Genomic DNA, 23,663 nt, shown 5'->3' on the forward strand with positions numbered 1-23,663 from the left:
TCCGCACCCATGCAGACCCCACCTCACCTGCCGCCCTCAGTCCGCGTGCTGCAGCTCGCCACGGCGAGCTGGATGGCCGCGGCCGTGAGCGCCTTCGCCGAACTGGGTGTCGCCGACGCGCTGGCCGACGGCGCACGGCCAGTGGACGAGATCGCCGAGGCGGTCGGCGCCCATGGCCCGACGCTCTACCGGCTGCTGCGCGCGGGCGCCGACATCGGTCTCGTCGAGGAGCGCGCGGACGAGGTGTTCGCCCTGACCGAGGTCGGCGAGGCGCTCCGCAGTGATTCCCCCACCTCGATGCGGAACTTCGCCCGGTGGGTCGGTCTCCCCGCCGACCGGAACACCTGGGCCGGTCTCGCCGACAGCGTCCGGTCCGGCGAGCCCGCCTTCGCGAAGGTGCACGGCCAGGACGTCTGGGACTTCATGCGGGAGCGGGCCGATGTCTCCGGCGTCTTCGACAACGCCATGAGCGAGGCCTCGCGCCAGCTGATCGCCCCGGTGGTCGGCGCGTTCGACTTCGGAGGCATCGGCACGCTGGTCGACGTCGCAGGTGGTCACGGCGCGTTGCTCGCCGCGGTGCTCGCCGCCAACCCTGACGTGCGCGGTGTGCTGTACGACCAGCCGGACGTGGTCGCGGGGGCGGGCTCGGCGTTCAAGGACTCCGGCACCGACGGCCGGGCCGAGATCGCCGGGGGCGACATCTTCGAATCCGTACCGCCGGGCGCCGACGCCTATCTGCTCTCCAACGTCATCCACGACTGGGACGACGCGCACTCGCTCACGATCCTGCGCAACTGCCGGGAGGCGCTCGCCGAGGGCGGCCGGGTGCTGCTGGTCGAGGCGGTCATGCCGGACCGGAGCGAGCCGTCGCCGACGGTCACCCTGATGGACCTCAACATGCTGGTGCTCTGCGGCGGCCGCCAGCGCACCCGGGCCGAGTTCGCGGACCTCTTCGAGCGGGCCGGCCTCCAGCTCACCCGGATCGTCCGGGCCGGGCTGCACAGCGTCGTCGAAGCCGTCCGCGCCTGACCCCGACCCGACCAAGCGGAGGACTGGAACCCATGCCGTTCATCACACCGGACAACGGATCGCTCACGGTGTTCAACCTGTTCGACACCACGGGCCCGGATGCGCAGAAGACCCTGCTCGACACCATGGAAGGGATCATCAACGGGGCGAACTACCCGGGCTGGCGGTCTTCCACCCTGCACGGCGGGCTGGACCGACCGTGCGCCGCGAACTACATCCAGTGGCGCAGCGTGGCAGACCTTCAGGAGCGCTACGAGGGAGAGAACTTCAAGCACAACACGGTGCCCCACTTCAGCGAGTTGACCACCTCGGTCCACCTGCTCAAGACGGAGGTGGTCTCCACCCGGCTGCACGCCTCGCTGGAGCACATCGAGATCGGGCCCGACCGGGACGACTTCACCGTGATCGTCATCATGGGCGTCGCGGCGTCGGACCAGGCGCGCCTGGTGGGGCTGTTCACGGAGCCGGACGAGTGGATGCGGGAGGTGCCGGGCTTCCGCTCCAACTCCATCCTGCGCGGCCTCGACGGCGACTATGTCGTCAACTACGCGCAGTGGGACGACCGCGAGTCCTACGAGCGGTTCCACAAGCTGCCCGAGGAGGACCGCCCGGCCCACTCCCGGGCGATGCGAGCCGCGGCGCGACCGCTGCTGACGTCCCGTTCCTCGAATACCTACGAGGTCGTGTACTCCCGGTCGGCCGCCGACCAGCCGGCCGGTGACCGGTGACCGCCACGATCCCCCCGTTCGCCCACGACGGGAAGTCCGGGGCACGGCCGGTTCCCGGGCCGGTCGTCGTCGGGCCCGAGGACCACCGTTACGCGGAACTGGTCCGGGGCGACAACTACCGGTTCGTCGGCAGCCCCGACCACGTCGAGCTGGTCCGCACCACCGAACAGGTCGCCGACGCGCTGCGGCGGGCCCTGGCCGCGGGCCGGCGGGTGGCCGTCCGCAGCGGCGGGCACTGCGGCGAGGCGTTCATCGCCGACCCCGGGGTGCGGGTCGTCCTCGACCTGTCGCTGATGTCTGCGGTGTACCACGACCCGGAGCGCGACGCCGTCGCGATCGAGACCGGGGCGACCGTCGGGCACATCTACAAGACGCTCTACCGCGAGTGGGGCGTGACGCTGCCCGCCGGGGTGTGCACCGCGGTGGGCGCGGGCGGCCACATCAGCGGCGGCGGGTACGGTCCGCTGTCCCGGCTGCACGGGCTGGTCGCCGACCATCTGTACGCCGTCGAAGTGGTGCACGTCGACGCGGCCGGCGAGGTGGCCGTCACGGTCGCCACCCGCGAACCGGATGATCCGCACCGGGAGTTGTGGTGGGCGCACACCGGGGGCGGCGGGGGCAACTTCGGTATCGTCACGCGGTTCTGGATGCGCTCCCCCGGGGCCACCGGCACCGACCCCGCCGAGCTGCTGCCCAAGCCGCCGGCCTCCCTGCTGCTCGCCATGGTCACCTGGTCGTGGGAGCAGGTGGAGCTGCCGGCGTTCACCCGGATCATCAAGAACTTCATGGCCTGGCACGTGGAGCACAGCGGGGCCGATTCCCCGTACGCGGGCCTGTTCGCCTCCCTGTGGGTCCGGCACCGCTCCGGCGGCGACCTGACGATGTTCGTCCAGATGGACCCGACGGCGCCGGACGCCGACGCCGCCATGGGGTCCTTCCTCGCCGCCGTGGACGAGGGCGTCGGGGTGGAGCCGTTCGCGATCCGCTACGAGCTGCCGTGGCTGACGGCGGCCCGCCACATGGGGCAGGGCGACTCCGGTCCGGTCCTGGGCGCGCGGACCAAGTCGAAGGCCGCCTACTTGCGGGGTGTCCACACCGACGAACAGATCGCCGGGCTGTACCGGCACTTCACCGGCGAGGACTACTTCGGCCGTGAGTCGCTGATGATGCTCAACGGGTACGGCGGCGCGATCAACGCGGTCGATCCCGGGGACACCTCGTCCGCCCAGCGAGACTCGGTGATCAAGGCCGCCTACTCCGCCGCCTGGAACGACCCGGGCGAGGACGAGGTCCACATCGCCTGGCTGCGCGGCCTGTACGGGGAGCTGTTCGGCGACACGGGCGGCGCGCCGGTCTCCGGCGAGCTGGCCGACGGCTCGTACATCAACTATCCCGACATCGACCTGGCCGACCCGGAGTTCAACACCTCGGGCGTGCCGTGGCACGAGCTCTACTACAAGGAGAACTACGTCCGGTTGCAGGCCGTGAAGGCGGCCTTCGATCCCCTGGACGTGTTCCACCACCAGTTGTCGGTGCGGCTCCCGTCGTCCGGCACGACGACGTCCGCGTCCACGCCCCGAGTGCGGGAGAACCAGATGACCTACGCCTCCGACCACATCCCCGACCGGTACGACTTCGAGGACATGTACACCGGTGCGGCGGACGCCCCGCCCGTCCAGCCCTGGGACATCGGCAGGCCGCAGCCGGCCCTGGTCGCCGTGGCGGAGGCCGGGCTGATCGCCGGGCACGTGCTGGACGTCGGCTGCGGGCTCGGGGACAACGCCGCGTACCTCGCCTCCCGGGGCCACGCCGTCACCGCGGTCGACGTGTCCGCGACGGCAGTGTCCGAGGCCCGTCTGAGGGCCGAGGCCAAGGGGGTGGAGGTCGACTTCCTCGTCGCGGACGCCACCCGGCTGCAGGGCGTGGAGGGGCGCTTCGACACCGTCGTGGACAGTGCGTGTTTCCACGCGCTGGCCGAGGACGAGCGGGAGCGCTACCTGACGGTGCTGCACGACGCCTGCCGGCCGGGGGCCCGGCTGCACATGTTCTGCTTCGCCGAGGAGCTGGACGCCCCCTTCCCCGGGCCGCACCGGCACAGTGCGGTGAACCTGCGCCGGATGGTCGGGAGCGTCTGGGACGTGGTGGCCGTCGAGGCGGTGGCGTACGCCAGTTCGCTGCGGCCCGAGGACATCGCGGCCATGATCAAGGAGGAGTACCCGGACGCCGAGGTCACGGCCGACCAGTTGGCGGGGCTGAAGCTGGACGGGACGGGACGGGCGACGATGCCGGTCTGGCATGTGACGGCCGAGCGCCGGGGCTGAGCACGCTCCGGGGCCTTCCGGATCCCGGTCGATCGGTCCGGAAGGCCCCGTCGTGCGTGGTGCGTTGCGCCGGGGCCCGGGGGGTGTCCGGCGGATCAGGGCCGGACACCCCCTAGGTCCGGGACGCGTGCAGGAAGCGCCCGGTCATCGACTCCCCGGTCTTCGGCATCAGGGCCGGAGGACCTTCGTAGACGATGCGACCGCCGTCGTCCCCGGCGCCGGGACCGAGGTCGACGACCCAGTCCGCGTGGGCGACGATGTCGAGGTTGTGCTCGATGACGATGACCGAGGCGCCGCCGTCGACGAGCCCGTCCAGCAGGCGGATCAGGTTGTCGACGTCCGCCAGGTGCAGTCCGGTGGACGGCTCGTCGAGGATGTAGGTCCCGGCGTTCCTGCGCATCTCGATGGCGAGCCGCAGGCGCTGGCGCTCCCCGCCGGACAGCGTGGTGAGCGGCTGGCCGAGGCTGATGTATCCGAGCCCGACGTCCTTCAGCGCGGCGAGCACCGGGGTGACGGACCGCTCCGTGAAGAAGTCCGCCGCGGTGTCGATGGCCATCGCGAGCACGTCGGCGATGCTCCGGCCGCGCAGGTGGTAGGCGAGGACCTCGTCGGTGAAGCGGCGCCCCTCGCACTTCTCGCAGGTGGTCGGCACGGCGGTCATGTAGCCGAGGTCCGTGTAGGTGACGCCGAGCCCCTTGCAGGTGGGGCAGGCGCCTTCGGAGTTGGCACTGAAGAGGCCGGCCTTGACGCGGTTGGCTGCGGCGAAGGCCTCGCGGATGCCGTCGAGCATGCCGGTGTACGTGGCCGGGTTGGACCGGCGGGACCCCTTGATGGGCGACTGGTCGACGATCGCGGCCTCCGCCTCCTTGGGCAGGGACCCGAGCACGAGGGAGCTCTTGCCCGCTCCGGCCACGCCGGTGATCGCGGTGAGGACGCGGAGCGGGATGCTGACGCTGACGTCGCGCAGGTTGTGCAGCGACGCCGACTTGATGTCGAGCGAGCCGACGGGTTCGCGCACCTCGGTCTTGAGGGGCCGGCGGACCGAGAGGTGGGATCCGGTCGGGGTGCCCGACGTCTTCAGCCCGGCGACATCGCCCTGGTAGATGACGTGTCCGCCGTTGAGCCCCGCGCCCGGGCCGATGTCGACGACATGGTCGGCGGCGGCGATGACCTCGGGGTTGTGCTCGACGACCAGCACGGTGTTGCCCTTGTCCCGCAGGCGCTCGAGCAGGCCGATCATGCGCCGGGTGTCGTGGGCGTGGAGACCGGCGGTGGGCTCGTCGAAGACATAGGTGAGTTCGGTGAGGCTGGAGTCCAGATGGCGGACCATCTTGATCCGCTGGGCCTCGCCGCCGGACAGCGTGCCGGCGGCGCGGTCGAGGCTGAGATAGCCGAGCCCGATCTCCACCAGGTTGTCGAGGATCGAGACCAGGCCGTCCTTGAGCGGGCCGATCCCGTTCGCGGGCAACGTGGCGGCCCACCGGCTCAGTTCGGTGATCTGCAGGGCGTTGCAGTCGGCGATGCTCACCCCGTCGATGCGGCAGGCGCGGGCGGCCTCGTTGAGCCGGGTTCCGGAGCAGGCGGAGCAGGGGCCTGTGGTCCCGATCGCCTCGACGGCGCGCCGGACGTGCGGGCGCAGCGATTCGGCGTCCTTGGAGAGGTAGAGGCGTTTGATCTTGTCCAGGACGCCTTCGTACGCCATGTTGTAGCCGCCGGTCTTCACGACCTCGCCGGTCCCGGTGAGGAGTTGCGCCCAGTCCTCCTCGGTGAACCTCCCCAGCGGCAGGTCGTTGTCGAAGAATCCCGACTCGGTGTAGATCTTCCAGAACACCGAGCCCACGGCGAAGTTGGGGAAGGTGATGGCGCCTTCGTTGAGTGACAGCGAGCGGTCGAAGATCCCCTCGACGTCGATGGAGGAGGCACGTCCGACGCCTCCGCACTCCTGGCACATGCCGGCCGGGTCGTTGAACGAGAGGGCGCTGGGGCTCGGCACGGCCGGGGATCCCACCCGGGCGAAGACGATGCGCAGCATCGTCCAGGTGTCGGTCGCGGTGCCCACGGTGGAGCGGGAGTTGGCTCCGATGCGCTCCTGGTCGACGACGATGGCGGCGTTGAGGTTCTCCAGGCTGTCCACGTCGGGACGGGGCAGCGTCGGCATCTGCGACTGGAGGAAGGCCGGGTAGGTCTCGTTGATGAGGCGCTGCGACTCGGCGGCGATCGTGTCGAACGCGAGCGAGGACTTGCCCGAGCCGGAGACTCCGGTGAAGACGACAAGACTCCGCTTGGGGATGTCGAGGTCGATGCCGGTGAGGTTGTTCTCGCGGGCTCCCCTCACCCGGATCACCCGGTCGAAGTCCGCCGCGGACCCGGCCGCGCGTGCTGACGCTTTCGATGAGCTCACTCTGTAGTCCCGTTCCTCGTGTGGGATCCCTTCGGGCGGCGCTCGTCGTACTCGTCGGCGAGCAGGGAGTCCATGGTGTCGCGGAGCTGGGCGATGAAGTCCTCGAACTGCTGGAGCTGTGCGGGGCTGTACCGCGCCATGGCCTCGGCCATGCGCTGGGCGTAGGGGCCGAAGAACTCCTCCGCCCGCGGCCTGACGTCCGGGCTGCTGCGCAGCGTCACGATCCGGCGGTCGGTGTGCTCGCGGGTACGCACGATGTGCCCGGCCGTCTCCAGCCGGTTCAGCAGGGTCGCGGTCGCGCCGGACGAGAGGGAGATCCGTTCGCTCAACCGGGCGGGGGACAACGGCACACCCTGGTCCTCCGCATAGAGGATTTCGGTCAGGGCCGCGGCGTCCGTGGAGTGCAGCCCGAGCCAGGTCGCGAAACGCTGCGTGAACTCGGTGTAGTTCGCACCGAACGCCCGGAGCCCGTCCATGAGGCGGTCGCGCTGGGCCTCAAGTGCACCGGAGTCCGCTTCCTCCATCGACATACTCCAACTTCCCGATCTGCCTGGGTGACACGCTCCGTCACCGGGTTTGACAACTTACCCGAGGGAAAATATCTTCATGACGAAGATACACCAGTAGGGAGATAGGTGGTGCGGGGCACGGTGGACCGACCCGGCCGCCCCCGGGGCGACGAGGCCCCGGCCCGGAGCACCCACGTTTTTGTCTGTCAGGCACGTGCACACACAAGTGATCGTCGCGACGGCCGGCATCCGACCGGTCGGCGCTGGGGGGCTGCTGAATGTCGTTGCATATATCCGTGACACGCGAAGAACCCGTCCGCCCGCCCGAGGGGGCGTCATGAAGGCGCTGGTCCTGGCCGGGGGTTCCGGTACCCGCATGCTCCCGCTCACCCACACCACCGCGAAGCAGCTGGTGCCCGTCGCCAACAAGCCCGTCCTCTTCTTCGGCCTGGAGGCCATCGCCCAGGCGGGGATCACGGAGGTCGGCGTCATCGTCGGCGACACCGCTGACGAGATTCGCGAGGCGGTCGGCGACGGTTCGAAGTTCGGCCTCGACATCACCTACATCCCCCAGCACAAGCCGCTCGGGCTGGCTCACGCGGTCGTGATCGCCCGCGAGTTCCTCGGCGACTCCGACTTCGTCATGTATCTCGGCGACAACTTCATCGTGGGCGGCATCACCGACCTCGTGGAGAACTTCCGCCGCGAGCGGCCCGACGCCCAGATCCTGCTGACCCGGGTGTCCGACCCCACCGTCTTCGGCGTGGCCGAGCTGGACGGGGAGGGACGCGTCGTGTCCCTGGAGGAGAAGCCCACGGTGCCGCGGAGCGACCTCGCGATCGTCGGCGTCTACCTCTTCACCCCGGCCGTCCACGAGGCGGTGCGCGCGATCCGGCCGTCGCTGCGCGGGGAGCTGGAGATCACCCACGCCCTTCAATGGCTCATCGACGAACGGCGGGACGTGCGCTCGACGACGGTGCCCGGGTACTGGAAGGACACCGGCAACGTCATGGACATGCTGGAGGTCAACCGGCTGGTCCTGGAGACCCTGGAGCTCCGCATCGAGGGCGACGTCGACGAGGAGAGCCAGATCATCGGCCGGGTCCGGATCGAGGAAGGGGCGCAGGTCCGCAGATCACGGATCGTCGGCCCCGCCGTCATCGGCCGGTCCACCGTGATCAGCGACTCGTACATCGGCGCCTACACCTCGGTGGCGGAGGACTGCCGGATCGAGCACAGCGAGATCGAGTTCTCCATCATGCTGCGGGGGTCGTCGATCGTGGGGGTCGGACGGGTCGAGGCATCCATGATCGGACGCAACGTCACCGTCATCCCGGCGCCCGCCGTTCCGCACGCCCACCGGCTGGTCCTCGGCGACCACAGTCGCGTGCAGATCTCCTCATGAGCCCGACCGCGGTCCTGGTGACCGGAGGCGCGGGCTTCATCGGCTCCCACTACGTACGGACGCTCCTCGGCCCCGCCGGTCCGGGCGATGTCACGGTGACCGTGCTGGACAAGCTGACCTACGCGGGGAACCCGGACAACCTGCGGGAGGTCCGCGACGACCCCCGGTTCTCCTTCGTCCGGGGCGACATCTGCGACGAGCCGCTCGTCACCCGGCTGACCGAACGGGCCAGCCACGTGGTGCACTTCGCCGCCGAATCCCATGTGGACCGCTCCATCCTCGGCTCGGCCGCGTTCGTGCGGACCAATGTGCTGGGCACGCAGGTCCTGCTCGACGCGGCACTGCGGGCCGGCTCCCGGACCTTCGTCCATGTCTCCACGGACGAGGTGTACGGGTCGATCGACGAAGGGTCGTGGTCGGAGGACCATCCCCTCGACCCCACGTCCCCGTACTCCGCCTCCAAGGCTTCGAGCGATCTGCTGGCCCTGAGCTACCACCGCACGCACGGGCTGGACGTCCGGGTGACCCGCTGCTCCAACAACTACGGGCACCACCATTTTCCGGAGAAGGTCATCCCCCTGTTCGTGACCAACCTGCTCGACGGGAGGACGGTTCCCCTCTACGGGGACGGGGGCAACGTCCGCGACTGGCTGCACATCGACGACCATGTGCGCGGCATCGAACTGGTGCGGACCGCGGGCCGTCCCGGCGAGGTCTACAACATCGGCGGCGGCACCGAACTGAGCAACCTGGAACTGCTGAAGCTGCTGCTGGTGGGGTGCGACGCGAGGTGGGAGAGCGTGGAGTACGTCACCGACCGCAAGGGGCACGACCGGCGCTACTCCGTCGACTGGACAAAGATCCGGACCGAGCTGGGATACCAACCCCGAAAGGATTTCGCCACGGGGCTCGCCGAGACCATTTCCTGGTACCGGGAGAACCGAACATGGTGGGAGCCGCTGAAGGCCCGAGCGGCGCTGTGATGCGCAGGAGAGCGGCCATGGCCTGAAATAATCGGAAGGCCACTCGAACGCATACGCATGCCCGAACGGGCTTCAACGGGCAATCCTAGGGCGTCCGCTCCCTGGACACTCATTCGCGTAAGGTAAAGAATCCTGTAAAAAATTCTAATCAGCAGATAGGATCCTGTCCGACCAGTGCCGCAAGGGGGCCATCCCCCTTCGTTCACCCTGGAGGGCATGTGATTAAGGTTCTGCTCGCCGAAGACGTGCACATGGTACGGGGGGCTTTGATCGCGCTGCTGACGCGAGAGAAGGACATTGACGTCGTGGCAGAACTGGGCGACAGCTCGAAGATACTGTCCACGGCCCGTCTGCACCGGCCGGATGTCGCGGTGATCGACATTGATATGCCCGGCGAGAGCGATCTCTCAACCGTTGAGAAGGTTCACTCCGAACTACCGAAGACGCGCGCCCTGATTCTCACCAACCATTGGCGGCCCGCGACGGTGCGCAGGGCGCTGAACATGGGAGTCGGCGGGTTCCTGCTGAAGGGCTCGCCACCGGAGAACCTCGTCAGCGCGGTACGGGAACTCGCAGCCGGGCGCCGGGTCATCGACGCGGATCTGGCCGTATCCGCCTGGCAGGCACCGACTCCTCCACTCACCGACCGCGAGATGGAAGTGCTCCGGCTGGCCGCCGGCGGTGAGGGTGTGACAGATATAGCGGCACGCCTCCATCTCTCGCCCGGCACGATACGCAACTATCTCACCACCGTGGCGACAAAACTCAACGCGCGCACACGCGTGGACGCTGTCCGCATCGCCCTCAATGCCGGCTGGCTGTGACCATCCTGCGGGAATCGTGCGAAGAATAATCTCGGCTCCCGCCTCACCTTCCTCCGTCGGGTGACTTCCCGTCAGATATCGAAGCTCCTGTCGGACCGGACCCTGAATCCGCCCCGGCAGGAGCTTCGTCGTGCGTCCGGAACGGCCGCACGAACGCCTGCTACTGGTATACCCGAGATCCCATCGACCCGACAGTGAGCCGAGCACGGAAGCGGCATGAATTTACCATGATCAAGTCGGAACTTTCCCCTGTGTGCTCGTGATGGATGCACTGCCGTCCGGACTTCTTGTCGAATACCTTTGAAGCGCGAATAGGTAATCGGTACATGCCGGAGCCGGGGGAAGTGAAACACTGCTATGGGATGTCTGCCGTCCAGCGATGTGAAACACAAAGAAACCGACCGTTCACACAGCTGTACCACAGGGAACACACAGAGAGTTCTGTGCGAAACATGCACGGAAAAGCTCTCCGCCTTCCTGCGGGAACTCCCCGCCCTCTACCTCCATTGTGGAGCTCTGCTAGGAGGCACGCACACGCCGCGGGAAAAGGTGTCGAATTCCGGTCGCGGACAGGGAATGCCGTTCAACACGGCGGCGTCCGACGTGCGCTCCCGCATCATCGCGCTGCTGGCGTCCTGGGCGTCCCTCGTCGCGGACGAGCGCGGTATCGAGGCGCCGCCACGCCGGGTGGACCTGCTGGCCGGCTTCGTCGGTGCGAACCTGACCTGGCTGTCCTGCCACGGCGCGGCGCCCGAGGCGGCCGAGGAATTCGGCGCCCTCGCCCGGGCCGCCCACCGTGTCTGTGAGCCCCGGCCGGTGCGCACCGTCCCGGTCGGCAATTGCGTGCGGGCCGACTGCCCCGGGAAACTCCGGGCCGTGGTGAAGACTGTTTCGGGTATCAACCCGCGGCCCTCGGAGATACGGTGCAGCGCCGACGCATCGCATCGGTGGGGCTACGAGGAGTGGACCGCACTGGAAATGCGGATACAGAATCGCTCCGCCTCCGGCCGCACCTGGTACAGCGTGTCGGACATCGGGCTCCTGAGCGATATGCCGGCCGGCAGCATCTACCGGCTCGCCAACCAGCACCGGTGGCGCCGCCAGAAAGTCTCCGGCAAGGTCTACTACCACCATGCGGATGTCACCGCCGTATTGGGCGGATGAGCACGCGACCGACGAAAGAAGGAGGGGCGGGGGGGGGGGGGGGGGGGGGGGGGGGGCCCGCGCCCCCCCCCCCCCCCCCCCCCCCCCCGTTCCCACTGGCCAGAAGCTACTACCAGCGGTACCACCGGCCCCGTCGGCCACCACTTGCGGCGGGACGCGCGAAGAACCCCACGATCCAGAGAACCAGCACGATCACGGCTATCCACCAGAGAGCCTTGACCGCGAAACCAGCACCGAAGAGAACCAGGGCGAGCAGAAGAACGAGTAGCAGGGGAACCATGATTATCAACCTCCGAAATTCAGGTGCCCGCTAACGCCCTACCTACACACGGAGGGGGTCGGCAAATTTATCTCCGGCCGGCAGGGGGATTATTCGTGACCGGTGTCCGCCGCGCGTTTCCCTGTGCGCGGCCACGCGCCGGACGCGCTCTGGTCGAGCCAGCCGCGGCGTACGGCTTCGGCGCCGGCTTCGAAGCGGGAGCGGGCGCCCAGGCGGGTCATGAGTTCGGCCATCATGCGGCGGGTGGTGCGCACCCCCAGACCGAGCCTTCGTGCGACGGCGGTGCCGGTGTGGCCCTGGGCGAGCAGGCGTAGCAACTGCCGTTCCTGGCCGGTCAGTCCGTTGCCGTCGTGTTCGCGGTCGGTGGCGGTGCCGAAGTCGTCCGCCTGGTCCCAGACGGCTTCGAAGAGTGCGGCGAGCGCGGTGAGGATGCCGGGGCCCTGCAGCTGGAGGGCGCCCCGGCCGGTGTCCTCGGGGTCGATGGGCAGCAGGGCGGCGCGCCCGGTGAACAGGACCATGCGCAGGGGCAGGACCGCGGCGGTCCGTACGTGTGCGCCCTGGGCGGTGAGCCATCGGGCGTAGTCCAGGGTCGTGGGGTCGTTGCGTACGGAGGCCTGGTAGAGGGTGCGCACGGGGATGCCGCGTTCCAGCAGGGCGGCGTCCAGAGGGCGGGAAGCGTCGAGGGTGGCCCGGGTCTGAGCGCCGCCGGGCATGAAGGACATCAGGGGTGCCGTGGCGTCGTGGGCCAGTTGTTCCAAGCGGATCCGGATCTCCTCGACGCCGGTGAGGGCCTCGACGTGGTGGCGGCTCGACTCGGCTTCGGTGTGCTGGCGCAGCAGGGTCAGGGCGGCGATCCGGGCGTCCGCGAACTCCTGTTGGGAGCGCCGTAGTTCTCTCTCCCGTATGGAGAGAAGCAGGTGGATGCCGACTGATGGGAGGACCGGGCGCAGTACGTCCTCCGCGTGCGGGGACGTGTGCAGCAGGCTCAGTTCGGCGAGCTGGTCGAGGGCTGCGCGTAGGTCGCCGTCGGGCAGAGCCAGGGCTGCCGAGAGCTCGGCGACGCCGTACTCCGGCTGTTCGAGCATGAGCCGGTAGACCGCTTCGGCGGTGTGGCCGATTCCGAGCGCGTGCAGCTGCTGCGACATGGAGTTCCCCCCGTTCGGTTCCTTGTCGCGCCGATGGTGACGATAGCCCCGGCCAGGCAGCTTGCTGCCCGTAAACCTCCTGCCCGGGCGAAACCCTGGGCAATGTCCGTCTCGCATTTCAAGATCGGCGCATGCTCATGGTGACCGTGGCCCTCAGGGGGCCGCAAAGCGCTGACCTGCCTGCCGATGTGCTGGACATCCTGTGGTTCGTCGCCTCCTTCGAACGCGGAGTGGAGCATCTGCACGCCGATTCCCCCGAGGCCGGCGGAATCGGCCATCTGACGTTCTTCGTCAAAGCGCCGACGCGGGAGAAGGCCGTGGCGTTGGCGCGCGGGATCACCCGACGGGCGCTGGCGGACTCACCGGCGCTGACCGGCTGGCACGTGGTGCCGGGTCGGCCCTGAGGCAGGAGGCTGCCAGACCACCCCTTGCCAAGTTGATCTTCTTCCTTTCGGGCTGCCGGGCGAGCAGTGTTGATTCCACGCAGGGCGGACGCCCTCCCGTGCGGTCAGCCCGCCTGCCCGGCCTGTCCCGCCCCGACCACAACTACCGCATGACGATGCAGCTGAGGACCTACGTTGACCCCGACCACATCTTCCACGGCCGTCACCCCTTCCATGGCCGCCACCCCTTCCGTGACCGGCTCGCCCTCCGCGCCCGCCACTTCCCCCGGCTTCCGCCCCGGGCTGTGGCTCGGCCCCCTCCTGGCGCTCGGCGCGACCGCCATCTGGTCCGGGAACTTCGTCGTCGCCCGTCATCTGGGCGATGTCATTCCCCCCGTCCAGACGTCCTTCTGGCGATGGGTGATCGCCCTCGTCGCCGTCGCCCCCTTCGCTGCCCGGGGGCTCCTGCGCGACTGGCCGGCGGTGCGCCGGCACGCCGGTCTGATCGTGGTCGCCGCCCTGCTGGGGGTGACCCTGTTCAACACCCTGATCTACATCGCCGGGCAGTCGACGTCCGCCACGAACCTGGCCCTGATCGCGGCCGCCTCCCCCGCGGTGATCGCGGTGTTCGCCTTCTTCGACGGGGAGCGGATGACCGCCGTCCGCGCCACCGGCATGGTCATCGCGTTCGTCGGCGTGGTCACCCTGATCTCCAAGGGGAGCATCACCGCCCTGCTCTCGATGGACTTCCGAGCCGGAGACCTGTGGATGCTCGCCGCGATGGCGACGTTCGCCGCCTACTCGGCACTCCTCAAGCGCAAGCCGTCCACGATCTCCGGCCCCAGCTTCCTCCTGGCCACATTCGCCGCGGGCACCGTGATGCTCGCCCCCGTGTACGTCGTGTCCCTCGTCGTCCAGGGGGCCTTCACGCCCAGCGGCGCCACCGTCGGACCGCTGCTCTACATCGGCATCGCCTCGTCCGCGATCGCCTTCTACACCTGGAACAAGGCCGTCTCCCTCATCGGCGCCACCCGCGCCGGGATCGTCTACTACCTCCAGCCCGTGTTCGTCGCCTGTGTCGCGTACCTCGCGATCGGTGAACACATAGCGCCCATCCAGATTCTCTGCATGGGCGCGATCATCACCGGCGTCGCCGTCGGCGCCAAGCGCTGATACCGCCCCTCCGGGCCCTGGCTGCTCATCGGATCGCACGCCGACACGGTGCCCGCCGGTGGCCACCTGGAGAAGGGCCGCACGGACCAGCTGCTCTCCTACGCCGGGCACGACGCGTCAGTGGTCTCCACGCGACTGCCCACTGCGATGATGTTCGCCGGCCGGCGCCTCCTGACCTAGGGCCTTTCGTTTGGATCATGCCGGGGCTCGCGTGCCCCGGCACGCACATCTGCGGCGTTGTCGTCAATCACCAACTTCCCCAAGCTCTCGGCTTCGCTCGAGCGGGGGAGGCCCCATCCGCGTTGCCTCAATCCTCCGCCTTGCAGCTGCACGCACCGGACCCCGCTCCCTGACCCGACCTGATCCAAACGAAAGGCCCTATGAGGCGTCCGGGCGGGTGACCACCTTGATGTTGAACGTGTGGGAGCCCACCCCGCCCGCGATGCCCATGAAGAGGAACGCGAAGTGCTCCTGGCCGCGCGCCGTGGTGATGCCTCCGATGTCGAGCTGGGAGGACTCCGGCCAGCCGAGGTCGGTGAGCAGCCGGCCGGTGGTGCGCTTGGCCTCGGCGTCGTCGCCGGAGAGGAAGACCGTGCCCGGCTCGGTGAGTTCGCCCGGGGCGGTCATGGTGGTCGAGTCCATCGTGCAGAGCGTCTTGACGACGGGCGTCAGGGGGAAGGCCTCCTGGATCAGTTCGCCCAGGCTGCTGTTGGGGTGGGTGAGGGCGCTGAAGTCGTCGGAGAGGCCGACCCCGACGTCGATCAGCAGGGTGCCCGCCAGGGCCGGGGCCCCGATGGAGCGCAGCAGCTCCACGGAGACGCCGCCCGGGGTGGCGTTGACCAGGGCCTCCGCGTGCGCGGCCGTCTCGTCGAGTCCCGCGACGGGGAGGCCGAGGTCGGTGCGTTCCTTGGGCCGACGTGATCCGAGGAGGACGTCGTGTCCTGCGGCGCGCCAGCCGTGGGCCAGGGCGCGGGCGACATTTCCGGTGCCGAGCAGTCCTATACGCATGGGGACGACGCTAGTCAGCGGGGCGGGCGGGCGTATCGGGCCGGAGACCGGGGCGGACCGGCACCTGAGGCGTAGTTCTGCGGTCGGACGATGCGCGAGGCGGATCCTCGGACCCAGGCGTCAGGAGAGGAGACCGCCGCTCCCTTGCTCGGCCATGCATACCCGCACGGAGGCGTGACCTGACGGTTCAGCCGTGCTCGGGCTCCACCGGGAGCCACAGTTCGGCGTCGGCCTCGGTCTTCTCCGGCGACAGGCGGGTGCGCAGGATCTCGGGGCCGGTGCGGATGCGATACGGGTTCGACGGGAACCACTCGGTGAACACGTCCCGCCACAGCTCCTGGATGGCCTGCGGTGTCGGCCCGGAGGTGGTGAAGACCGCCCAGGTGCCGGTCGGGACGGCCAACGTGGTCATGCCCTCCGGAGCGGCCGCGGAGGTGATCACGCCGTGGTGGTAGACGAGTTCAGTGCCCTCGGCGCGGCTGGGGTCCATGCCGTCGCAGGCCGAGACGATGCCGTGCGGCTCCTGGTCCGACAGCTTCTCCAGGCGCTCCAGGGTTCGTGGGCCGATCCCACGGACAAAGTCCATGATCGCCTGGTTCGGCCCGGCATGCGCCAGCGGTATCCGGGTCTTGAGCCCGACGACGGTGAAGTCCGCCTTGTCCACGACGCGGTATCGCATACTGCTGCTCCCTTCGATGATGAGGCGGAAAGCCATCCGGGACTGGGAGCTGAGCGCTGCGCCGGTACGTCGGGCCTCGCCCGGTCCGATGCCGTGCATGGCACGAAACGCCCGCGCGAACGCCTCGCCGGAGCTGTAGCCGTAGCGCACCGCGATCTCCAGCAGCGTCTCATGTCCCGCGAGCACGTCGGCGCCCGCGAGGGTGAGCCGACGGCGCCGGACGTACTCCGACAGCGGCATGCCCGCGAGCGCGGAGAACATCCGGCGCAGGTGGTACTCGGAGGTGGCCGCGAGGCGTGCCACCTCCTCCATGCCGACGGCCTGGTCGAGATGGCACTCGATGTGCTCCATGGCCTGGTTCAGCCGCTCCAGCATGCCTGCCTCTCTCCTCTTCCCTTATGGCTCTTCCCTTACGGCCACTTTGCCGGTGATGGTCGTGAGGCTCGTTTACGCTGCGTCGCCGCGGTCGGTGCGGTCCCCGTCCGGACCGGGGGTGTCCTGTCCCAGGCCCCGGCGGATCGCGATCTCCACGGGTGAGTACGTGCCGTCGGCCCGCTCCCGTTCGTACGGCGCGGCCGGCATCAGCGGCGGCTGGGCCATGAAGCGCGGCCGCACCCCGTGGTGCGGTTGCGCCGCGTGCACCAGGAACGGATGGCACAGGAAGACGTCGCCCGGGGACCCGGTGGCAAGGGCGAGTGGCCGGTGGTCGGACGCCGCCACCAGATCGGGCGCGAGGGTCAGCCCGCTCGCCCCGTCCTCCCCGTACTTCTCCAGCACGTTCGGCACGTCGAGGTGCGAGCCGACCCGGATCCGGGTCGGGGCGTCCTCCTCACCGACCTCGCTGAACAGGAACAGCATCAGGAGCGCCCGGCCCTGGGAGCGCAGATTGGTGAAGTACCAGCTCTCGCCCTCCGGCAGATAGCTCCCCTCGATGTGCCAGCCCGCGTCGTCCGGCTCCTCCTCGTGCGGGAAGCGCAGGGGGAACGTGCCCAGCGAGTAGCGCGGCTCCCAGCGTCCCGCGCCGACGAGCAGGTCGTACGCGCGGTGCAGGGACGGAGAGTTGGGTGCGGCGGCGAACGGCCCCTGCGCCATGCCCGCCACCCAGTGCACGGGCTGCGTCCATGTCGACGGGTCGTCCGGGTCGCAGCCCGTCTCTCGCCAGAGCAGCCGCGCGCAGTCCGCCGCCACGCGCGGCGCGACAGCGCCCTCCAACTTCACGAAGCCGTCGCGGAGGAAATGGGATACCAAGGTCGTGTCATCCATGCCCGCCATCGTGCGGCGACACCGGACCCGATCACCCGACATTCTCCGCACCGCCTTTGTCGGGTAAACACCGGAGCGCGGTGAGGCGGCGCACCGCCTGGCCGAGCGGGTCCTGTGGCGGCCTCCCCGCGACACGGCTGAGGGCCCGGGAACATCCCGGGCCCTCAGTCGTCGGTCTCCGGAAGTCGGTCTCCGGAGGTCAGACCCCCGCCGGGGCCTTGGCCGGGGACGTGCCGGGATCCGTGCCGCCGGAGCCGGGGCCATCGGGGCCGTCCGCCGGGGCTGCGTCCGGTGCCGGCTGCGGGCCGCCCGTGGCGGCGACCGTGGACGGGGCCGGTTCCTGGGAGACGTTGAACTCGGTCAGCAGGTCCTTGCTGAAGCCGAAGAAGTACGTGGCCAGGAAGCCGGCGACGTAGCCCACCAGCAGGCCGCCCGCGTAGATCGCGATCGTCGAGCCCAGGCCGTGGTTGCCGTCCAGGAGCGGGAACAGGGCCCAGCCGGACGGGCCGATGGCCGTCGAGCCGACCGTGTCGCCGAGCTGGTTGAACAGGCCGACGACGCCGCCGCCGAACGCGCCGCCGACGCACGCCGTGATGAACGGGCGGCCCAGGGGGAGCGAGACGCCGTAGATCAGGGGTTCGCCCACGCCCAGCAGGCCCGCCGGGAGCGCGGACTTGATGGTGCGGCGGATCGACTCGTTGCGGGGGAGGCGGAAGTAGACGGCCATGGCCGCGCCCACCTGGCCCGCACCGGCCATCGCCAGGATCGGGAGCAGGACCGTGTAGCCCTGCTGCTCGATGAGCGTGGTGTGGATCGGGATCAGCGCCTGGTGCAGGCCCAGCATCACCAGGGGCAGGAACAGGCCGCCGAGCACGAAGCCCGCGCCCGCGCCGCCGTTGGAGAGCAGCCAGTCGGCGAACGTACCGATCGCGGAGGAGATCTCGCCCGCCACGTACATCAGGCCGAAGATCGTCACCAGGCCGGAGATCAGCACCGTGAGGGTCGGGGTGACCAGGACGTCCAGCGCCTCCGGCACCCACCGGCGGCACCACTTCTCCACGTACACGGCGAGGACCGCTGCGCCCAGGGCGCCCAGTACACCGCCCTGGCCGGGGGAGAGGGTCTGGCCGAAGGCGTCGATGTTCGCGACGCCCGGGAAGACGATGATCGCCGCCACCGCACCGCCCAGGATCGGCGTGCCGCCGAACTCCTTCGCCGTGTTGTAGCCCACGAACACCGCGATCAGCGCCATGAAGCCGGACGCCATCGCCGCCAGCGCGGGCGTCACGGCGGGCAGCCACTCCAGGTTCACCAGCAGACCGTTGAGGCCCGCGATGATCCCGCAGCCGATGAGCGCCGGGATCAGCGGCACGAAGATGTTGGCGATCTTGCGCAGGAACAGCTTGAAGGGCGTGGCGTTCTTCGCCTTCTGCTGGGCCTTGATCGCCGCGCCCTGCGCCGCCAGTTCCTCGGCGGAGACGGTGACCTGCGTGGGGGCGGCCTCGCGGGCCTCCTCGACCAGGTGCTCGAACTCCGGGGTGACCCGGGCGACCGTGCCCGGACCCAGCACGATCTGGTACGTGTCGTCCTCGACGACGCCCATCACGGCGGGCAGGGCCTTCAGTGCCTCGTCGTCGACGAGGGACCGGTCGTGCAGCCCGAGGCGGAGCCGGGTCATGCAGTGGGCGATGGAGGCGACGTTCGCGGCACCGCCGACGAGCGGCAGGATCGCGGCGGCGGTGGCGCGGTTCTTGTCTTCTGTGGCCATGGTGCTCGGTGCCTTGCTGTGCGGGGGGTGGGGTGGGGAACCCGGGTGGGTCAGGTGGTGCGTACGGCCGCGAGGGCGGCGCGCAGGTGGCCGTCGGACTCGGTGAGGAGCCCGGTGGCGGTGGGGCCGTCGACCTGGCCGAGGATGACCAGGATCGCGTTCTTGACCTCGCCGTCGGTGGCGGCGAGCGCGGCCTCGATCTCGGCGTCGGACGCGCCGGTGGCCAGGGACACGATGTGCCGGGAGCGGGCGCGCAGCTTCTCGTTGGAAGCGCGCACGTCGACCATGAGATTCCCGTACGTCTTGCCGAGCCGGATCATCGTGATCGTCGAGATCATGTTGAGGACCAGCTTCTGCGCCGTGCCCGCCTTCAGCCGGGTCGAGCCGGTGAGCAGCTCGGGGCCGGTGACGACCTCCAGGCCGTGCTCGGCTGCGGCGGCGAGGGCCGAGTCCGCGTTGCAGGAGAGCCCGATGGTCAGGGCGCCCTGCGCGCGGGCGTGCTCGACCGCGCCGATCGCGTACGGCGTGCGGCCGGAGGCGGAGATGCCGACCACCGTGTCGTCGGCGCTCAGCTTCAGCGCGTCCAGGTCGGCGGCGGCCAGCTCCTTGCTGTCCTCCGCGCCCTCGACGGCCGTGACCATGGCGGAGGGGCCGCCCGCGATCAGGCCGACGACCTCGGACGGGTCGGTGTTGAAGGTGGGCGGGCACTCGCTGGCGTCCAGCACCCCGAGGCGGCCCGCCGTGCCCGCGCCCGCGTAGATCAGCCGGCCGCCGCGGGCCATGCGCGCGGCGGTGGCGTCGATGGCGGCGGCGATCTGCGGCAGCCGCTCGGCGACGGCGGCCGGGACGGTGGCGTCCTCGCCGTTCATGATCCGGGCGATCTCCTGCGTGGCCAGCCGGTCGATCTCGGCCAGCTCGGGGCGGAACGCCTCGGTGGTGAGGGTGGCCAGCTGGGCGCGGAGTTCGCCGTAGCTCTCGGTGGAGCCGGTGGCGGGGGTGCCGGAGGTGTCGGTGTTCGCGTCGGTGGTGGAGGTCATGGGGTGCGGCTCTGCTTTCTCGGTGTTCTCGGACTCGTACGCGTACGGGGGGTGCGTGGCCGGGGCGGTCAGCGGGTGCGGGGGTTGTGGCGGTGGGCCAGGGCCTCGTAGGAAGCGGCCAGGGCGGGCGCGGCGGTCTCGTACGTCCGCTGCGCGACGCCTATGAACAGGCAGTCCACGACGAGCAGCTGGCTCGTGCGGCTCGACATGGCGGCGGGCCGCAGCTCGCTCTCGCGCGCCGTGGACGTGGTCAGCACATGGTCCGCGTACTGCGATACGGGCCCGTCGGGCCGTCCCGTGATCGCGATCGTCGTCGCCCCGCGGTCGAAGGCGACCCGCAGCGGCTCGATCACGTCGCCGGTGGAGCCGGAGTGCGTGATCGCGATCGCCACGTCGCCGCTGCGCAGCTGCACCGCGTTGGTCACCGCGAGGTGCGGATCCATGTGGGCATGGGCGATGAGGCCGATCCGGAGCAGCTTCTGCGCCAGGTCCTGGCCGACGAGGGAGGACGCCCCGACGCCGTAGATGTCGATGCGGCGGGCGGTCGAGGCGGCGGCGACGGCGGCCCCCAGCTGTACGGTGTCGAGCCCGGCGGCCGTGTCGGCGAGGGTCTGCTGCTCGTCGTAGGCGAGCTTGGCGACCACGTCGGCGATCGGGTCGTCCACCGCGATGTCGGCGGTGACGGCGGGGGCCCGGCCGGACTCCTGGTGCGCGGCGAGGCCGGCCAGCGCGAGGCGCAGATCACGGTAGCCCGGGTAGCCGAGGAGGCGTGCGGTGCGGACGACGGTGGCTTCACTGGTGCCGGTGAGCTCGGCGAGACCGGTGACGGTGAGGGCGGCGCAGCCGGCCGGGTCGCCCGCCACGGCTTCGGCGACCAGCTGCATCGAACGGGTCATGGAGGGGGCGAGGGTCCGGACCTTGGCGGCGAGGGCCGCGGGGGCCGGCGGGGATTCGCCGCTGAAAATTTCCTTCACGTCTTGGGTCACATCTGAAAGATATTTTCAACATCGGGGTCCGTCAACCCCCCTTTGGTCCCTACCTCTGGCGGTGCCTCCGGGGGCGGATCCTGGGAGTGGCTCCCTCGCGCGGGCCGCACAATGGGGGCATGGAGTTGAATCCCCTGGAGCAGTCCCTGCACACCGCCCGCGCGCTCGTCATGGCCGATCTGGCGGCGGGCGATGTCGCCGAGGCGGACATCGTCTCGCTGGTCGAGGACGCGGTGACCCACCGGCGGTGGTGGGTGGAGCAGTGGCCCGAGGGCGCGGAGTTCGTGGCCGGGCTGGTCGCCCAGGACGTGCAGGACGCGCTGCTGGAGCGGTACGGGCGGTGGCCGCTGTGCCCCGTCTGCACCGACGAGGAGCCGCACGCGCTCGACGTGGAGCCGGAGCTCGGGCCCGACCCGCACTGGGTGTGCACCAAGGCGGCGGTGGCGGTGGCGCCGGTGGGGGCGCTGGGCGGGGCGCTGCGGCGGTGACCCTCTATATCGACCCGCCCACCTGGCCCGGCCACGGCCGCCTCTGGTCGCACCTGGTCAGCGATGTGTCGTTCGAGGAGCTGCACGCCTTCGCCGCCGCGATCGGCTGCCCGCCCCGCGCCTTCGAGCGCGACCATTACGACGTACCGGAGGCGCATTACGCGGATGCCGTACGGGCCGGGGCGCGGGAGATCGGCTCGAAGGAGCTGGTCCGGCGGCTGACGGCGGCGGGGCTCCGGAGGCCTAAGGGGCGGCCGGCGCCGGCGTAGCCCACGGTCGTTCCGGGCGGCCGGGTCCGGGGAAGCCGCCGTCGTGGTCCGGGAGCTTCGGCCCGGAAGGCTTACGGGGTCAGGGTCGCCGGGGCCAGTTCGCGCCAGGCGGTGAGCGGGAGGTGCGCCGGGTCCGCGGTGAGCGCCTGGAGGCAGACGTGATCGGCGCCGGCGGCCAGGTGTTCCGCGACGCGCTCGCGGATCCTGTCGGCGTCCCCGTACGCGACGATCGCGTCGACCAGGCGGCGGCTCGGCGTACCGGTGATGTCCGCGTCCCCGAAGCCGAGCCGGCGGACGCTCGCCTCCTGGTGCGGCGCCGACCGCACGTACATCGCCACATGCTCCGTCGCCAGGGCGCGCGCCCGGTCCAGGTCGGTGTCCAGGATCACGGCCTGCTCCACTCCGAGAAACGCGTCGGGGCCCATGATCCGGCGGGCCTCGGCCGTGTGCCGCACCGGGACGAAGTACGGGTGGGCGCCCCAGGTCCGGTCGGCGGCCAGCTCCAGCATCTTCGGCCCGAGCGCGGCGAGGACCCGGCGCGGGGCCGGGTCGGGCCGGGGGCCGTGGGCCGGGATCGCGTCCATGGAGTCCAGATAGCCGCGCATCGTCGTCACGGCCCGGCCGCGCGCGGGCATCGGGTAGCCGTCCATCAGGTGCACGGTGTCGTCGACCCGGTGGCCGCCGAGGCCGAGGACGTACCGACCGGGGAAGGCCTCGCCGAGGGTACGGGTGGCGGTCGCCATGGCGATCGGGTCGCGGAAGGCGATGTTCGCGATGCCGGAGGCGACCGGGATGCGCCGGGTGGCCGACAGCAGTAACCACGCCTGTCCGGCGGTGTCGCGGCCCAGGGCCTCGCCGAACCAGATCGTGCCGTAGCCCAGCTCCTCGATCTCCGCCGCCGCCTCCCGTACGCGCCCGGCCGGCTGCCCGTCGAAGGCGAGCGTCCAGATGCCGACCCGGCCGAGGGGCTCGCCCGCGGATGCGTGCGCTGTGTGTGTCGTGCGCTTCGGATTCGGTGTCATGTGCGCGTGCTCCCTCGGGTTGCCGTGGCGGCATTAAGCGGAGAGGTTCTCCGTATTGATGATTGCTACCATACGGAGAGCCTCTCCGTTTTGGCTAGGGGTGGCGGGGAACGAGGAGACGGACGATGACGACTGCGTACGGTCAGGGAACGGAACCTCGGCCACGACGGGCCGACGCCCGTCTGAACCGGGAGCGTCTCGTCTCCGCGGCCCAGGAGGTGTTCGCCGAATCCGGGCCCGAGGCGTCCCTCAACGAGATCGCCCGGCGTGCGGGCGTAGGCCCGGGGACTCTGTACCGGCATTTCCCGAACCGGCCGGCGCTGCTCGCTGCGGTCCTGCGGGAACGGATCGCGGTGCTGTGCGCGCGGGCGGATGAGCTGGGCGCCACGGAGCCCCCGGACGCGGCGCTGACGGCCTGGCTGCACGCGTTCCTGGTGCATGCCCAGGTGAACCAGGGGCTGGCGGGCGCGCACCTGGTCGAGGAGCAGGGGAAGCAGGGGAAGCAGGAGGAGCAGGGGAGCGGAGACGCGGGCGGCGGGCTGGTGGACTGCCACCGCCTCATCCTGGACGCGGCGAGCGGGTTGCTCGCCCGGGCCCAGGCGGACGGCACGGCACGCGGCGACCTGACGCCCGACGATCTCGTCCGCCTCGTGGTCGGGATCGCGCTGTCCACCACGCACAGCCGGGACGCCGGGCAGCCGGGCCGACTGCTCTCCCTGGTCCTCGACGCCACGTATGCGCCGGCCGCCCCCGCGAACGATCGCTGAGGCGGCCGGCAAGAAAGCAAGAAAGCAAGAT

The 23,663-nt window shown here is 70.3% G+C and carries 24 protein-coding genes; 13 read left to right on the forward strand and 11 right to left on the reverse strand.

The genetic code is table 11. The annotated features are described in order from the left end of the window. Nucleotides 1–9: 9 nt before the first annotated feature. Genes ACIQPT_RS27805 through ACIQPT_RS27815 form a run of 3 tightly spaced genes read left to right on the forward strand, consistent with a single transcriptional unit; the run spans nt 10 to nt 4,078 of the window. Nucleotides 10–1,029 carry a methyltransferase gene (locus tag ACIQPT_RS27805; RefSeq protein WP_401159677.1) on the forward strand — a complete coding sequence of 340 codons (1,020 nt, stop codon included), beginning with the start codon at nt 10–12 and terminating at the stop codon, nt 1,027–1,029. A gap of 32 nt (nt 1,030–1,061) precedes the next feature. Continuing rightward, complete coding sequence (locus tag ACIQPT_RS27810; protein ID WP_401159679.1) at nt 1,062–1,757, forward strand: antibiotic biosynthesis monooxygenase family protein; 696 nt, start codon at nt 1,062–1,064, stop codon at nt 1,755–1,757. Beyond that, nucleotides 1,754–4,078 carry a methyltransferase domain-containing protein gene (locus tag ACIQPT_RS27815; RefSeq protein ID WP_401159681.1) on the forward strand — a complete coding sequence of 775 codons (2,325 nt, stop codon included), beginning with the start codon at nt 1,754–1,756 and terminating at the stop codon, nt 4,076–4,078. Before ACIQPT_RS27810 ends, ACIQPT_RS27815 begins: the two co-directional genes overlap by 4 nt. Nucleotides 4,079–4,190: 112 nt before the next feature. Here ACIQPT_RS27815 and ACIQPT_RS27820 read toward each other — a convergent pair whose 3' ends face one another. Together ACIQPT_RS27820 and ACIQPT_RS27825 are read right to left on the reverse strand one after the other, a co-directional pair. After that, a complete protein-coding gene (locus ACIQPT_RS27820; RefSeq protein ID WP_401159683.1) occupies nt 4,191–6,479 on the reverse strand; it encodes an ATP-binding cassette domain-containing protein in 2,289 nt (762 codons plus the stop codon). Next, nucleotides 6,476–7,009: a MarR family winged helix-turn-helix transcriptional regulator gene (locus ACIQPT_RS27825; protein ID WP_401159685.1), complete on the reverse strand. Its 534-nt coding sequence runs from the start codon at nt 7,007–7,009 to the stop codon at nt 6,476–6,478. Before ACIQPT_RS27825 ends, ACIQPT_RS27820 begins: the two co-directional genes overlap by 4 nt. Before the next feature lie 316 nt (nt 7,010–7,325). On the opposite strand from ACIQPT_RS27825, the gene ACIQPT_RS27830 reads away from it, so the two are divergent. The 4 genes from ACIQPT_RS27830 (at nt 7,326) to ACIQPT_RS27845 (ending at nt 11,364) form a co-directional block, all read left to right on the forward strand. Then, nucleotides 7,326–8,393, forward strand: a complete 1,068-nt coding sequence (locus ACIQPT_RS27830) for a glucose-1-phosphate thymidylyltransferase (protein ID WP_401159687.1) — start codon at nt 7,326–7,328, stop codon at nt 8,391–8,393. Beyond that, a complete protein-coding gene (gene rfbB / locus ACIQPT_RS27835; protein ID WP_401159688.1) occupies nt 8,390–9,376 on the forward strand; it encodes a dTDP-glucose 4,6-dehydratase in 987 nt (328 codons plus the stop codon). The genes ACIQPT_RS27830 and rfbB overlap by 4 nt, the downstream gene beginning before the upstream one ends. A gap of 218 nt (nt 9,377–9,594) precedes the next feature. Further along, nucleotides 9,595–10,200 carry a DNA-binding response regulator gene (locus ACIQPT_RS27840; protein WP_401159690.1) on the forward strand — a complete coding sequence of 202 codons (606 nt, stop codon included), beginning with the start codon at nt 9,595–9,597 and terminating at the stop codon, nt 10,198–10,200. A 576-nt stretch (nt 10,201–10,776) separates the two neighbouring features. Further along, entirely contained in the window at nt 10,777–11,364 is a 588-nt protein-coding gene (locus tag ACIQPT_RS27845; protein WP_401159691.1) for a hypothetical protein, read from the forward strand. Between the two features lie 109 nt (nt 11,365–11,473). Here the strand turns inward: ACIQPT_RS27845 and ACIQPT_RS27850 are convergent, their stop codons facing one another. Together ACIQPT_RS27850 and ACIQPT_RS27855 are read right to left on the reverse strand one after the other, a co-directional pair. Then, nucleotides 11,474–11,644, reverse strand: coding sequence for a DUF5670 family protein (locus tag ACIQPT_RS27850; protein WP_401159693.1), 171 nt, complete (start codon nt 11,642–11,644; stop codon nt 11,474–11,476). Between the two features lie 89 nt (nt 11,645–11,733). Beyond that, a complete protein-coding gene (locus tag ACIQPT_RS27855; protein WP_401159694.1) occupies nt 11,734–12,789 on the reverse strand; it encodes a LuxR C-terminal-related transcriptional regulator in 1,056 nt (351 codons plus the stop codon). 131 nt (nt 12,790–12,920) lie between these two features. On the opposite strand from ACIQPT_RS27855, the gene ACIQPT_RS27860 reads away from it, so the two are divergent. From ACIQPT_RS27860 to ACIQPT_RS27870, 3 genes are all read left to right on the forward strand, one after another. Then, nucleotides 12,921–13,193 carry a hypothetical protein gene (locus ACIQPT_RS27860; protein WP_401159695.1) on the forward strand — a complete coding sequence of 91 codons (273 nt, stop codon included), beginning with the start codon at nt 12,921–12,923 and terminating at the stop codon, nt 13,191–13,193. Nucleotides 13,194–13,367: 174 nt separating this feature from the next. After that, nucleotides 13,368–14,345, forward strand: coding sequence for a DMT family transporter (locus tag ACIQPT_RS27865; RefSeq protein ID WP_401159697.1), 978 nt, complete (start codon nt 13,368–13,370; stop codon nt 14,343–14,345). 48 nt (nt 14,346–14,393) lie between these two features. After that, on the forward strand, nt 14,394–14,525 hold the full coding sequence (locus tag ACIQPT_RS27870) for a hypothetical protein (RefSeq protein WP_401159699.1): 132 nt from the start codon (nt 14,394–14,396) through the stop codon (nt 14,523–14,525). 198 nt (nt 14,526–14,723) lie between these two features. Here ACIQPT_RS27870 and ACIQPT_RS27875 read toward each other — a convergent pair whose 3' ends face one another. From ACIQPT_RS27875 to ACIQPT_RS27900, 6 genes are all read right to left on the reverse strand, one after another. Next, nucleotides 14,724–15,353, reverse strand: a complete 630-nt coding sequence (locus ACIQPT_RS27875; protein ID WP_401159701.1) for an NADPH-dependent F420 reductase — start codon at nt 15,351–15,353, stop codon at nt 14,724–14,726. Nucleotides 15,354–15,540: 187 nt separating this feature from the next. Beyond that, nucleotides 15,541–16,407, reverse strand: coding sequence for a GyrI-like domain-containing protein (locus ACIQPT_RS27880; protein WP_401159703.1), 867 nt, complete (start codon nt 16,405–16,407; stop codon nt 15,541–15,543). A 72-nt stretch (nt 16,408–16,479) separates the two neighbouring features. Next, nucleotides 16,480–17,295, reverse strand: coding sequence for a phytanoyl-CoA dioxygenase family protein (locus tag ACIQPT_RS27885; protein WP_401159704.1), 816 nt, complete (start codon nt 17,293–17,295; stop codon nt 16,480–16,482). A gap of 199 nt (nt 17,296–17,494) precedes the next feature. Then, a complete protein-coding gene (locus ACIQPT_RS27890) occupies nt 17,495–19,063 on the reverse strand; it encodes a PTS transporter subunit EIIC (RefSeq protein WP_401159706.1) in 1,569 nt (522 codons plus the stop codon). Nucleotides 19,064–19,113: 50 nt separating this feature from the next. After that, entirely contained in the window at nt 19,114–20,100 is a 987-nt protein-coding gene (murQ, locus tag ACIQPT_RS27895; protein ID WP_401159707.1) for an N-acetylmuramic acid 6-phosphate etherase, read from the reverse strand. 68 nt (nt 20,101–20,168) lie between these two features. Continuing rightward, the gene (locus ACIQPT_RS27900; protein ID WP_401159708.1) at nt 20,169–21,086 is read right to left on the reverse strand and encodes a MurR/RpiR family transcriptional regulator; all 918 of its coding nucleotides are present in this window, start codon (nt 21,084–21,086) and stop codon (nt 20,169–20,171) included. A gap of 119 nt (nt 21,087–21,205) precedes the next feature. Between ACIQPT_RS27900 and ACIQPT_RS27905 the strand changes: the two genes are divergently transcribed. After that, nucleotides 21,206–21,574 (forward strand): hypothetical protein, encoded by a 369-nt coding sequence (locus ACIQPT_RS27905; protein WP_401159710.1) that lies wholly within the window; start codon nt 21,206–21,208, stop codon nt 21,572–21,574. Next, the gene (locus ACIQPT_RS27910; protein ID WP_401159712.1) at nt 21,571–21,843 is read left to right on the forward strand and encodes a DUF4031 domain-containing protein; all 273 of its coding nucleotides are present in this window, start codon (nt 21,571–21,573) and stop codon (nt 21,841–21,843) included. The genes ACIQPT_RS27905 and ACIQPT_RS27910 overlap by 4 nt, the downstream gene beginning before the upstream one ends. Nucleotides 21,844–21,914: 71 nt before the next feature. Here ACIQPT_RS27910 and ACIQPT_RS27915 read toward each other — a convergent pair whose 3' ends face one another. Continuing rightward, nucleotides 21,915–22,865: a TIGR03620 family F420-dependent LLM class oxidoreductase gene (locus ACIQPT_RS27915; RefSeq protein ID WP_401159714.1), complete on the reverse strand. Its 951-nt coding sequence runs from the start codon at nt 22,863–22,865 to the stop codon at nt 21,915–21,917. A gap of 125 nt (nt 22,866–22,990) precedes the next feature. Between ACIQPT_RS27915 and ACIQPT_RS27920 the strand changes: the two genes are divergently transcribed. Next, nucleotides 22,991–23,632, forward strand: a complete 642-nt coding sequence (locus ACIQPT_RS27920; RefSeq protein WP_401159715.1) for a TetR/AcrR family transcriptional regulator — start codon at nt 22,991–22,993, stop codon at nt 23,630–23,632. The last annotated feature ends 31 nt before the right edge of the window (nt 23,633–23,663 follow it).

The organism is Streptomyces sp. NPDC091289 (assembly GCF_044757365.1).
In the GTDB taxonomy this organism is placed as follows: Bacteria; Actinomycetota; Actinomycetes; order Streptomycetales; family Streptomycetaceae; genus Streptomyces.